This window comes from Jeotgalibaca arthritidis (assembly GCF_011100465.1).
GTDB classification, from domain to species: domain Bacteria; phylum Bacillota; class Bacilli; order Lactobacillales; family Aerococcaceae; genus Jeotgalibaca; species Jeotgalibaca arthritidis.
Genome location: NZ_CP049740.1, coordinates 1704617 through 1717718, shown reverse-complemented (window position 1 = coordinate 1717718; position 13102 = coordinate 1704617). Strand labels below are relative to the sequence as shown.

The following is a 13102-nucleotide window of genomic DNA, read 5'->3' as shown; positions in this document are numbered from 1 at the left end:
AGCATTTTATCTATTCCACTCCAATAGCTAGGCCGATTCCAATCCCAATTGGCAACCAGTAAGTAGATGATGCTTTCTCTTGTCCAAATGATTTATTGTCGTTCTTACTCATCACACTTCCTCCTTTTTTTATTAGTTTAATTATAGCAAAATGATGAGAGTTAAAAAAATAATTAACACCTAGAATCCGAATGTATGAAAATAGACAAAAAAAGCTGGAAACCCAGCTTTTTGACTACTTATATTAATCTAGAATTCGATCACCCATCATCGCTTCCATAAAGCCCCATACCCCATTTGTCAGGGCTAGTTTTTCTTTATCATCTAGCGACACTTGTTTCCGAATCTTATCCTCATTATTATTCAAGACCTTGCTCGCCCAGTTAGGATCAATCAATAGCGAACGCCCAACTGCTACGATGTCCGCATATTCTAGAAGAGCTTCCGCATCCTTTCTTGTTCGGACATCACCAACACCGATCAACGGCAGACGCCCATTTATTTTTTCATAAACGTAAGCTAGCATGCTCTTGTCTTGATAGTCGGTGCTCTGTGATATTTTTGTATAGTCGTTCAAAGAAATATGGAGGTAGTCGAGCGGTTTGTTGGCCAACTGATTCACCAAGTACAAGCTGTCCTCGAAGCGAATCCCCGGTGTTTCATACTCTTCAGGTGAAAAACGATAGCCCACGATAAAATTTTTCTGACCGCTTTCGTCAACAGCCGCTGTTACTGTATCAACTAAGTGATTAATAAATATAAAACGTTTAGTTAGACTGCCACCCCACTCGTCATTTCGTTGGTTTGAATGTGGCGAGAAAAACTGCTGAATCAAGTAAGTATTAGCGCCGTGTAGCTCAACTCCGTCAAAGCCCGCCTTCATCGCACGGATCGTCGCTTCTTTAAAGTCCTGAATCACTTGGAGTATCTCATCATGCTCTAGTGCTCTAGGTGTCTCAGCACCCGGACGTTCTGCTGCTATAGCGCTGGCTGAAACAACTTGAAGCCCTCTTGTAATAGTTGAATTGGTCATACGACCACCATGGAAAATTTGGAGAATCGCTTTAGTACCACTTTGTTTAATGGTAGACGCTAAACGAGATAAAGCTGGTATAAATTTATCATCATAAACACCAAGCTCGCCTTCCCAACCTTTCCCTACTTCTTGAACATTGGCCGCAGCCGTAATGACTGCTCCCAGTTCACCAGAGCGAAGCGCATAATAATCCAGCTCATCCTTCGTCACAACGCCATCATAGAAACTCATTTTTGTTGTCATCGGCGCCATAACAAGTGGATTTTTTAATTCTAAACCACGTGAAAACGTTACTTTTTGATTAATATTAGTCATCCTCAACTCTCCCTATTTAGTTCTTACTTACTATTTTATCGTGAAAGAGATAAGATTACCAATTGAGTACTAGTTAATTTCGGTTGACGTTGAAAGACTTGCTTTCAGATAGATCTTAACGGCACTCATAGCCGCAATAACAATTAAAATCAGCGCGCCACTAATCAATAACCCCACATTCCCATCTAGTGGATTAATAGCCTGTAGAGCAGCAATTTTAATCGGAGCAAACGCAATCGCAATATTATTCCCGATCAATAAAAGCGAGGTATTACGCTCCTTATTCCCATCATCATTTTGATTGACCTGATTCATCAAGAAAGGGAAAAAGGTTCGTGCCGAAAACCCACACAAGGTAACTGCCACCCCATCAGTAAGAAGATTTGATGAGTATGCAAATAGCAACATGCCTAATGACAAGCTTAATAAGGAAATCGGTATCGTCCATTTTTTAGTAGTAAGTGTGACTTTTGAAAATAAAAGTCCTGCAGCCATCGCTCCTAAACCAATTAAAGCCAATAAATTACTGCTACTAGTCGCACTCCCATAGCCTTTCTCCATTAAAATAGCCGTCATTTTAACACCAACGACCATATATAAACTCATCGCTACAACAACTAATAAAACTTGTCTCCAAATTGGAGATGACGATTGATCTGCTGTTTTATGTTTCATTACTGGCTTATCCTTTACTTGAATACGAGGTACAAAAATCATGAACAAGACTAAAACTGGAATCGCCAATAGATGGACAAAAAAGGAATTGCGCCAGCCATTAACGAGCAACAGTCCTACTATAAAGGTTGAAAACATCCCACCTAACCCTTCACAAGCACTCTGTAAACCAATTACCTTCGCTAATTCATCACCTTCAAAAAAAGTTGTCGCAAATGAAAAAAGCAAAGGATGAAACAAACCAATCCCAACACCGAATAACACGCGACTCAATGCTAATAACCAGATCGAATGGAAGTAATATGGTAAGACACCTGCAACTAATAATAAGACGATTCCAAAAATAACAAGACTCTTATAGCCCACTATTTTGGCTAATCGATGACTAAATAATACTGTTAAAATGGTCAATAATGACGGCATCGTCATCATAAATTCAATCATAACGCTGTTGATCTGTGGATATTCTGCAATAATAGACGGCAAGTTAGCTGTGATAGCTCCAGCCGTTGTAACCAATAAAGAAACTGATAATAAACCTACTTTTAATAATAAGCGCATCTCATCATCTCGATTCCATTTATAATAAAGCGTTTTCTTTATTATAAATGAACGACCCTATACCTCGACAATAGCTACGAATCCTTTTCAATTGACCCAAACCTCTTACATCGCTTAATTTTGTCGATTGGAGGAAGTTCAGAGACTTTTTTATCGCTGAAGTTCCTTATTTCGTTATTTCAAGGAAGTTCAGAGACTATTTTCAGTTTCTATTAACTCATTTTGCTGTTTTGAGTGAATAGAAGTAATTTTTTTGATTTCTATTCACTTTCATTCTATCTTTAAAGACAAAAAAAGACTCAGGAAGAGAAATCTTCCTGAGTCTTACCGTTATATTATAACTGGGGTAGCTGGATTCGAACCAACGAGTGACGGAGTCAAAGTCCGTTGCCTTACCGCTTGGCTATACCCCACTAAAAGAGGGCGACTGATGGGAATCGAACCCACGAATGCCGGCGCCACAAGCCGGTGCGTTAACCACTTCGCCACAATCGCCAAAATTCAAAACAGGGGTAGCAGGAATCGAACCCACACCAACGGTTTTGGAGACCGTTGTTCTACCTTTAAACTATACCCCTATTATGAGTAAAATTATGGAGGGGGGCAGATTCGAACTGCCGAACCCGAAGGAGCGGATTTACAGTCCGCCGCGTTTAGCCACTTCGCTACCCCTCCAGATGGCTTGGGACGGAATCGAACCGCCGACACCTTGAGCTTCAATCAAGTGCTCTACCAACTGAGCTACCAAGCCTTAAATAAAAATTTACTTGAGTATTAATTCTAACATAGTCACTGTTACGAAACAAGTAAAGACGGTTCCGACGGGATTTGAACCCGCGATCTCCTGCGTGACAGGCAGGCATGTTAACCCCTACACCACGGAACCAATGGAGGTTAACGGGATCGAACCGCTGACATCCTGCTTGTAAGGCAGACGCTCTCCCAGCTGAGCTAAACCTCCATGATATAAACAATTTAAGGAAACACTGTGGACTTTGTCCAAGTATATCATGTCTGTAATGTCGCTAAAGCGTCAACAGCAATGATAATGACCCGTACGGGATTCGAACCCGTGTTACCGCCGCGAAAGGGCGGTGTCTTAACCGCTTGACCAACGGGCCATATTTAAAAATAAGCTAACGGAGAGTAAGGGATTCGAACCCTTGAGACAGTTTCCCGCCTACACGATTTCCAATCGTGCTCCTTCGGCCTCTCGGACAACTCTCCAAGTATAAAATGCCAAAACTTAAATTTTTCCAAAAAAAAAAAGAAAAACTCCGCAAGTAGGACTCGAACCTACGACATCTTGATTAACAGTCAAGCGCTACTACCAACTGAGCTATTGCGGAATAATATATTAAAAAAATATATGCGCGGCAGCGTCCTACTCTCACAAAGGGAAACCCTTCACTACAATCGGCGCTAAGAAGCTTAACTTCTGTGTTCGGGATGGGAACAGGTGTGACCTTCTTGCCATCGCCACCGCACATATTGTCATGGCTGTTGCTGCTTTAGCAGTTTACAGACATGATACACTTGGGCTATGCCCACAGTGTTCTTTTGAGGTTGTTCCCTCAAAACTGAATAGTTAACATGAAACCTTTGGTTTGAAACCCATTTTACTTGATTACCGTTTTATTATTGGTTAAGTCCTCGACCGATTAGTACTAGTCCGCTCCATACATCGCTGCACTTCCACTTCTAGCCTATCTACCTGATCGTCTCTCAGGGGTCTTACTCATTTAAAATGATGGGAAATCTCATCTTGAGGGGGGCTTCACGCTTAGATGCTTTCAGCGTTTATCCCGTCCACACATAGCTACCCAGCAATGCCCTTGGCAGAACAACTGGTACACCAGCGGTGTGTCCATCCCGGTCCTCTCGTACTAAGGACAGCTCCTCTCAAATTTCCAACGCCCGCGACGGATAGGGACCGAACTGTCTCACGACGTTCTGAACCCAGCTCGCGTGCCGCTTTAATGGGCGAACAGCCCAACCCTTGGGACCGACTACAGCCCCAGGATGCGACGAGCCGACATCGAGGTGCCAAACCTCCCCGTCGATGTGAACTCTTGGGGGAGATAAGCCTGTTATCCCCAGGGTAGCTTTTATCCGTTGAGCGATGGCCCTTCCATGCGGAACCACCGGATCACTAAGCCCGACTTTCGTCCCTGCTCGACTTGTAGGTCTCGCAGTCAAGCTCCCTTCTGCCTTTGCACTCTACGAATGATTTCCAACCATTCTGAGGGAACCTTTGGGCGCCTCCGTTACATTTTAGGAGGCGACCGCCCCAGTCAAACTGCCCGACTGACACTGTCTCCCCACCCGATAAGGGTGGCGGGTTAGAGTGGTCCTGCTACAAGGGTAGTATCCCAATGGCGCCTCCATCGAGACTAGCGTCCCGACTTCAATGGCTCCTACCTATCCTGTACATGTAGCAGAAACAATCAATATCAACCTGCAGTAAAGCTCCATGGGGTCTTTCCGTCCTGTCGCGGGTAACCAGCATCTTCACTGGTACTATAATTTCACCGAGTCTCTCGTTGAGACAGTGCCCAAATCGTTACGCCTTTCGTGCGGGTCAGAACTTACCTGACAAGGAATTTCGCTACCTTAGGACCGTTATAGTTACGGCCGCCGTTTACTGGGGCTTCAATTCAAAGCTTCGCCGAAGCTAACCTCTCCTCTTAACCTTCCAGCACCGGGCAGGCGTCAGCCCCTATACGTCATCTTTCGATTTTGCAGAGACCTGTGTTTTTGATAAACAGTCGCTTGGGCCTATTCACTGCGGCTGACCTTGCGGTCAGCACCCCTTCTCCCGAAGTTACGGGGTCATTTTGCCGAGTTCCTTAACGAGAGTTCGCTCGCTCACCTTAGGATGCTCTCCTCGACTACCTGTGTCGGTTTGCGGTACGGGCAGTTGGTTTCTAACTAGAAGCTTTTCTTGGCAGTGTGACATCAGGAACTTCGGTACTTAAATTTCCCTCCCCATCACAACTTGTCCGTATAGTAGAAAGCATTTGACTCTCCACAAGACTTGTTGCTTGGACGTGCTCTTCCAATCGCACGCATTTCCTTAGCCTCCTGCGTCCCTCCATCGTTCAAACAAAAACAACTGGTACAGGAATATCAACCTGTTGTCCATCGCCTACGCCTATCGGCCTCGGCTTAGGTCCCGACTAACCCTGGGAGGACGAGCCTTCCCCAGGAAACCTTAGTCATACGGTGGACGGGATTCTCACCCGTCTTTCGCTACTCATACCGGCATTCTCACTTCTAAGCGCTCCACCAGTCCTCACGGTCTAGCTTCAATGCCCTTAGAACGCTCTCCTACCACTCAACCTATTGGTTGAATCCACAGCTTCGGTGATCTGTTTAGCCCCGGTAAATTTTCGGCGCAGGGTCACTCGACTAGTGAGCTATTACGCACTCTTTGAATGATGGCTGCTTCTGAGCCAACATCCTAGTTGTCTGTGCAACCCCACATCCTTTTCCACTTAACAGATACTTTGGGACCTTAGCTGGTGGGCTGGGTTGTTTCCCTTTCGACTACGGATCTTATCACTCGCAGTCTGACTCCCGGACTTGAATCCATGGCATTCGGAGTTTATCTGAATTCGGTAACCCGAGAAGGGCCCCTAGTCCAAACAGTGCTCTACCTCCACGATTCGTTTATCCGAGGCTAGCCCTAAAGCTATTTCGGAGAGAACCAGCTATCTCCAGGTTCGATTGGAATTTCTCCGCTACCCACACCTCATCCCCGCACTTTTCAACGTGCGTGGGTTCGGTCCTCCAGTGCGTATTACCGCACCTTCAACCTGGACATGGGTAGGTCACCTGGTTTCGGGTCTACGACCACATACTCATTCGCCCTATTCAGACTCGCTTTCGCTGCGGCTCCGTCTTTTCAACTTAACCTCGCATGGGATCGTAACTCGCCGGTCCATTCTACAAAAGGTACGCCATCACCCATTAACGGGCTCTGACTACTTGTAAGCACACGGTTTCAGGTACTATTTCACTCCCCTTCCGGGGTGCTTTTCACCTTTCCCTCACGGTACTGGTTCACTATCGGTCACTAGGGAGTATTTAGCCTTGGGAGATGGTCCTCCCGGATTCCGACGGAATTTCTCGTGTTCCGCCGTACTCAGGATACTGGTAGAGCTGCTTTAGATTTCGCATACGGGGCTTTTACCCTGTTTCGCGTGGCTTTCCAGCCAGCTTCTGCTATCCATTACAGTCTCACGTCCCAGTCCTACAACCCCAAAGAGCAAGCTCTTTGGTTTGGGCTTTTCCCGTTTCGCTCGCCGCTACTCAGGGAATCGAATTTTCTTTCTCTTCCTGCAGGTAATGAGATGTTTCAGTTCCCTGCGTGTACCTCAAACACGCTATGTATTCACGTGTTTGTAATATCCTATCAAAGATATTGGGTTTCCCCATTCGGAAATCTCCGGATCATAGCTTACTTACAGCTCCCCGGAGCATATCGGAGTTAGTCCCGTCCTTCATCGGCTCCTAGTGCCTAGGCATCCACCGTGCGCCCTTATTCACTTAACCTATGGTCAAGTTTCAGCCATTGCTGGCCTTTACTATCAAACTGTTTTCGTTAAAAAACTGTTCAACGTGTAACGCGGTAAAATGTTTTGGTTTCTTACTTTATATTTCATGTTATACTATTCAGTTTTCAAGGAACAATTGGTTTGAGAGTTAACCTCTCAAAACTGAACAAGAATGTGAACATCGGCAGGTTCCATATAATTTCCTTAGAAAGGAGGTGATCCAGCCGCACCTTCCGATACGGCTACCTTGTTACGACTTCACCCCAATCATCTATCCCACCTTAGGCGGCTGGCTCCCATAAGGGTTACCCCACCGACTTCGGGTGTTACAAACTCTCGTGGTGTGACGGGCGGTGTGTACAAGACCCGGGAACGTATTCACCGCGGCGTTCTGATCCGCGATTACTAGCGATTCCGGCTTCATGCAGGCGAGTTGCAGCCTGCAATCCGAACTGAGAATGGCTTTAAGAGATTCGCTTGCCCTCGCGGGTTTGCTGCTCGTTGTACCATCCATTGTAGCACGTGTGTAGCCCAGGTCATAAGGGGCATGATGATTTGACGTCATCCCCACCTTCCTCCGGTTTGTCACCGGCAGTCTTATTAGAGTGCCCAACTGAATGCTGGCAACTAACAATAGGGGTTGCGCTCGTTGCGGGACTTAACCCAACATCTCACGACACGAGCTGACGACAACCATGCACCACCTGTCACCTTGTCCCCGAAGGGAACGTCCTATCTCTAGGAGTGTCAAGGGATGTCAAGACCTGGTAAGGTTCTTCGCGTTGCTTCGAATTAAACCACATGCTCCACCGCTTGTGCGGGTCCCCGTCAATTCCTTTGAGTTTCAGCCTTGCGGCCGTACTCCCCAGGCGGAGTGCTTAATGCGTTAACTGCAGCACTGAAGGGTGGAAACCCTCCAACACTTAGCACTCATCGTTTACGGCGTGGACTACCAGGGTATCTAATCCTGTTTGCTCCCCACGCTTTCGAGCCTCAGCGTCAATTACAGACCAGAGAGTCGCCTTCGCCACTGGTGTTCCTCCATATATCTACGCATTTCACCGCTACACATGGAATTCCACTCTCCTCTTCTGCATTCAAGTTCCCCAGTTTCCAATGACCTTCCACGGTTGAGCCGTGGGCTTTCACATCAGACTTAAGGAACCGCCTGCGCTCGCTTTACGCCCAATAAATCCGGACAACGCTTGCCACCTACGTATTACCGCGGCTGCTGGCACGTAGTTAGCCGTGGCTTTCTGGTTGGGTACCGTCAAGGTAAGAGTAGTTACTCTCCTACTTGTTCTTCTCCAACAACAGAGTTTTACGATCCGAAAACCTTCTTCACTCACGCGGCGTTGCTCCGTCAGACTTTCGTCCATTGCGGAAGATTCCCTACTGCTGCCTCCCGTAGGAGTTTGGGCCGTGTCTCAGTCCCAATGTGGCCGATCACCCTCTCAGGTCGGCTACGCATCATCGTCTTGGTAGGCCGTTACCCTACCAACTAACTAATGCGCCGCGGGTCCATCTCCAAGTGACAGCACAAAGGCCGTCTTTCCTTCAGCTTCCATGTGAAAGCTGAAACTATGCGGTATTAGCACCCGTTTCCGGATGTTATCCCCCTCTTGAAGGTAGGTTACCCACGTGTTACTCACCCGTTCGCCACTAACGTCATAAGGAGCAAGCTCCTTAATCAATTCGTACGACTTGCATGTATTAGGCACGCCGCCAGCGTTCGTCCTGAGCCAGGATCAAACTCTCATGTTAAATGTGGGCTCTTGTACAGAAACCCGACATGAAAAGCTGAATAGCTCTTTTTGCTGACTTAATGTTTTTGCGATTACTATCGCGATTCGTTGTGTAATCCTTATAAATAAGAATTACCCTGCACGTTTGGTTCGTTCATTCTTTGTTCAGTTTTCAAAGGTCAAATCCGTTATCACGTGTTACGTTAAGTTCGTGTCGTGACAACTTCTATATATTAACACGGTGTTAATTATGTGTCAATCGTTTTTTAAAAACTTTTTTTAAAAAGTTTTTTTTGCTGCTTTTTGAGAAGCAACTTTTATATCCTATCATCTTAACAAGCCTTTGTCAAAACTTTTTTAAAAGTAGACAGGTCGTTCGGACAACTTCTAAATAATAGCATCTGCCTATACAAGTGTCAACAGAATTTTAAAAAAGATTTTAAAAGATGACATAAACAATCATAACATAGAGTTGGTAACGTTGTCAAATACTACAATTCAAGAAAAAAGGAAGAGCTACAATTGTAGCCCTTCCCCCTTCATCTTAGTAAACAAAGTTCCTTAAACTAAGTACCAACACTACATCCGTTGGTAAATTTTCATTTAACTTCGGTTTGATGTTCCACTTTTAGGGGATCCGATTTTTAATTATCCTTTTTCGGCTTTCCCGTTTATAAAGGAACAATGCCACTAGATGAAGTTGTATAATGCGAAAGTCTTTTACCATCAAACGGGCATCTCGCCTCTCATTTGATTAGACTTTCTTTGATATAGAACTTACAGTGTTCTATACCATACATGAATCGTAAGGTTCCAAGAAACATCTTCAGTAAAAACGAACTTCTAATCTCTTTTTCTGAAATTGTTCTTTCATTTAAACGTTCTTCTTGTCCTGCTACTGACTTTTTCTAGATTTTCATCTCTATACTTAAATCTCTTACATTATATAGAAAGAAGACGTTTCTATTAATAGAACCTTTACGACTCTACGTAAAGAAAGATTTGCATACACTTCTCTTATCTTTACTGCTTTTGTTTCTTACGAAATGTAATTTGTATCCGTCTCTACACTTGTATATTAACATGAAAACGTTTTCTTGTAAAGCGAAATGTCTATTTTTTATGGATTTATATAAAAAATCAAAGACTTGCTAGTCTCCGATCTTTCTCTATTTATTATTAACTGCTTGTAAAATAGCTTCTAAGTTTAAATCCGCAGTATGTTCCACAAATAGATCTGCTGCCTTCATTGATTCAGCGTTACCTACTCCTACAGAGAACATGCCGGCTGCATTAACTGCAGCAATTCCTGCTTCAGCATCTTCTACACCAATGCATTCCTCAGCTTTCAAACCTAATAGTTCAGCACCTTTGATAAAGATTTCTGGATCTGGTTTCCCCTTTGCCAACGATGCAGGATCAACAATCGTACCAAATTCTTCTTTTAGACCCAGACTCTCCAAAATGGCAGGTCCATTTTTACTTGCGCTTGCTAGAGCTAGCTTCAACTGTTTACTTTTACAGTCCTCGATGAATGTCGAAATTCCTGGCAAAATATCTGAAGGTGTAATTTGCTTAATCAACTCTTTATATTGCTCATTTTTTTCGTGGGCAAGAGCTTCTTTTTCTTCTTGTGAATAGTCATTTTGCTTGTTACCTAATTCTAGAATGCGTTCTAAAGAATCCATTCGACTAATTCCTTTTAAATTTTCATTGAATGCTCTATCAAAAGGAATTCCAATTTTTTCACCAAGTTCTTTCCAAGCTAAATAGTGAAATTCTGCGGTATCTGTAATAACACCGTCTAAATCAAAAACAACACCTTTAATCATCTGACATTCCTCCTACTTATCTGTTTAAAAATCAGCTTGGGAAAAATCCCAAGCTGATTTTTATTTTAATGGTTGTTTAATTGAATCACTTAAAGTAACCACATCGTCCCATAAGAGAACATCTATTGACTCGCCCTCTTCTAAAGATAGACTTAAGCCATCTTTTGCGACATGAACATCCAACAAGCGATCACGGAAGTTAATCTTAAAGTCATAGCTATCCCATTGTTTTGGTAAGAATGGTTTGAATGATAGACGACCATCTACAATACGCATGCCAGCAAAGCCTTGAACAATTGCTAACCATGCACCACTCATTGATGTAATATGTAGACCGTCTTCTGTATCATTGTTATAGTTATCTAAATCTAAACGCGCTGTACGAGAATATAACTCAACTGCTTTATCTTCCATACCTAATTCAGCAGCTAATACTGCGTGAATACTTGGAGACAATGACGATTCGTGAACAGTTAGCGGTTCATAGAAATCAAAGTTAGCTTGTTTTTCTTCTTGTGTGTAGCGATCATTTAAGAAATAAATACTTTGAAGCACATCGGCTTGTTTAATGTATGGCGAACGTAAAATTTTATCCCATGACCAGTTTTGATTTAACGGGAGATTCTCTGGATCTAATTCTGCTACCGGTGTCAAATCTTTATCTAAGAAAGTATCATGTTGAACAAAAATACCTAGCTCATCATCATATGGGTAGTACATTTTTTCAATAATATCTTGCCACTGTTGACGTTCTTCATCAGAAACGGCCAATTCTGCCGCTTTTTCATGAGATAGTTTTGCTAAAGTATCTAGTGTATATTCTAGCGTCCAAGTAGCCATGCGGTTTGTGTGATAGTTATTATTAATATTATTCTCGTATTCGTTAGGGCCGGTTACGCCATGAATCATATAGCGGTCATTGCGTTTAGAGTAATGCACACGGTCTGCCCAGAAACGCGAAATCGCAACAAGGACATCCACACCTTCGTTTAAAACATATGACTCATCGCCGGTATAATTCGTATAATTGTAAATCGCATGGACCATTGCCCCATTACGGTGAATTTCTTCAAAAGTAATTTCCCACTCGTTGTGACATTCCACACCCGTAAAGGTAACCATTGGATAAAGCGCGCCTTTCAACCCTTGCATTTGAGCATTGTGAACAGCGCCATCTAGTTGGTTATGACGATAAACGAGCAAATTACGAGAAATTTCTGGGTCTGCAACGGATAGATACATCGGTAAAATAAATGCCTCTGTATCCCAATAGGTTGCACCACCATATTTTTCACCAGTAAATCCTTTTGGTCCAACGTTTAGTCGGCTATCTTCACCATAATAAGTAGAGAATAAGCCATATAGGTTAAAACGTAACCCTTGCTGTGCTTCATCATCACCTTGAATTTTCACGTCTGCCTTATTCCAACGCGTTGCCCAAGCTTCTGTATTTTCAACTAAGAGCTGGTCAAAGCCCTTATGAGCTGCAGCTTCTACTAATTGACGAGCCTGTACACGTTGCTCAGAGTCCGCAACATCTCGACTCGTTACAATCGCTACATATTTATTCAATGTTACCGTGTCACCCGCTGCAACTTTTCCACTAAATTCTTCTGCGACCAGCAACGACTCCGAAGAACTAGCAGTATAATTAACAGCCGTTACTTGGTTAACCATTGCGCCAGTCACAGTAAAACGATCAATACCAAAATTATTTGGAACTGTTTTAGCTGTTAAGTAAGCTGGTTTTTCAACACTCGTTTCTACAGCTTCCCAGAACATTTCTTCATAGTTAGCATCTTCGTTTTGTACATTATTATCTAAGGCAGATGTCAGTTTGATTTCTGGATTTCCTTTTAAAATTTCAGCTGAAATCTGAATAGCAGCAATCTCTTTGTCTACAATACTCAAGAAACGCTTGAAGCTAAACCGAATTTCAACCTCTTCAGACGCACTTTTCCATGTGTAATGGCGATTTAAGACACCTGTTTTCATATCTGATTCAAGATAGAAGTCACTAAAGTTATCGGTCGCTAAGTCAACCGGATGACCATCAACTTCAATCCCCACCTTAATAAAGTTCATAGCATTAATCACTTTACCAAAATATTCTGGGTAACCGATTTTCCACCAACCAACACGTGTTTTATCTGGGTACCATACACCAGCTAAATAAGTGCCCTCATGGGTATCTGCAGAATAACCTTCCTCAAAGTTTCCTCTTTGTCCCATGTAACCATTACCGATTGACGTTAAACTTTCTTGCAATCGTTTGTCCTCTTTATGTAAGGTTGTTGTTTTTAATTTCCAAGGATCAATATCAAATAATCGTTTCACCGAAATTTCTACTCCTTCCAAGCTATATTGACTTCGAAGCGA

At 43.4% G+C, this 13102-nt stretch carries 4 protein-coding genes, 10 tRNA genes and 3 rRNA genes; all 17 read right to left on the bottom strand.

The annotated features are described in order from the left end of the window. Positions 1-244 precede the first annotated feature (244 nt). The 17 genes from G7057_RS08650 to G7057_RS08570 all read right to left on the bottom strand — a co-directional run bounded on the left by G7057_RS08650 (position 245) and on the right by G7057_RS08570 (position 13060). Positions 245-1351 carry an NADH-dependent flavin oxidoreductase gene (locus G7057_RS08650; protein ID WP_166162819.1) on the bottom strand — a complete coding sequence of 369 codons (1107 nt, stop codon included), beginning with the start codon at positions 1349-1351 and terminating at the stop codon, positions 245-247. Positions 1352-1420: 69 nt separating this feature from the next. Then, the gene (locus G7057_RS08645) at positions 1421-2587 is read right to left on the bottom strand and encodes an MFS transporter (RefSeq protein ID WP_166162816.1); all 1167 of its coding nucleotides are present in this window, start codon (positions 2585-2587) and stop codon (positions 1421-1423) included. A 341-nt stretch (positions 2588-2928) separates the two neighbouring features. After that, a tRNA-Gln gene (locus G7057_RS08640) sits at positions 2929-3000 on the bottom strand. 9 nt (positions 3001-3009) lie between these two features. Further along, positions 3010-3082, bottom strand: a tRNA-His gene (locus G7057_RS08635). A gap of 12 nt (positions 3083-3094) precedes the next feature. After that, a tRNA-Trp gene (locus G7057_RS08630) sits at positions 3095-3165 on the bottom strand. 16 nt (positions 3166-3181) lie between these two features. Continuing rightward, positions 3182-3262, bottom strand: a tRNA-Tyr gene (locus tag G7057_RS08625). A gap of 3 nt (positions 3263-3265) precedes the next feature. After that, a tRNA-Phe gene (locus G7057_RS08620) sits at positions 3266-3338 on the bottom strand. A gap of 62 nt (positions 3339-3400) precedes the next feature. Next, positions 3401-3473, bottom strand: a tRNA-Asp gene (locus G7057_RS08615). 2 nt (positions 3474-3475) lie between these two features. Next, a tRNA-Val gene (locus tag G7057_RS08610) sits at positions 3476-3548 on the bottom strand. Between the two features lie 88 nt (positions 3549-3636). Next, positions 3637-3708, bottom strand: a tRNA-Glu gene (locus tag G7057_RS08605). A gap of 19 nt (positions 3709-3727) precedes the next feature. Further along, positions 3728-3814: transfer RNA gene (locus tag G7057_RS08600), tRNA-Ser, on the bottom strand. A gap of 48 nt (positions 3815-3862) precedes the next feature. After that, positions 3863-3936, bottom strand: a tRNA-Asn gene (locus G7057_RS08595). A 22-nt stretch (positions 3937-3958) separates the two neighbouring features. After that, positions 3959-4074, bottom strand: a 5S ribosomal RNA gene (rrf, locus tag G7057_RS08590). Positions 4075-4228: 154 nt separating this feature from the next. Further along, a 23S ribosomal RNA gene (locus G7057_RS08585) occupies positions 4229-7144 on the bottom strand. A gap of 210 nt (positions 7145-7354) precedes the next feature. Beyond that, positions 7355-8910, bottom strand: a 16S ribosomal RNA gene (locus tag G7057_RS08580). Together the 16S, 23S and 5S rRNA genes with 10 tRNA genes alongside form the textbook arrangement of a ribosomal RNA operon. 1150 nt (positions 8911-10060) lie before the next feature. After that, complete coding sequence (gene pgmB, locus G7057_RS08575; RefSeq protein WP_166162813.1) at positions 10061-10723, bottom strand: beta-phosphoglucomutase; 663 nt, start codon at positions 10721-10723, stop codon at positions 10061-10063. A gap of 60 nt (positions 10724-10783) precedes the next feature. Further along, positions 10784-13060 carry a glycoside hydrolase family 65 protein gene (locus tag G7057_RS08570; protein ID WP_166162810.1) on the bottom strand — a complete coding sequence of 759 codons (2277 nt, stop codon included), beginning with the start codon at positions 13058-13060 and terminating at the stop codon, positions 10784-10786. Positions 13061-13102: the final 42 nt, after the last annotated feature.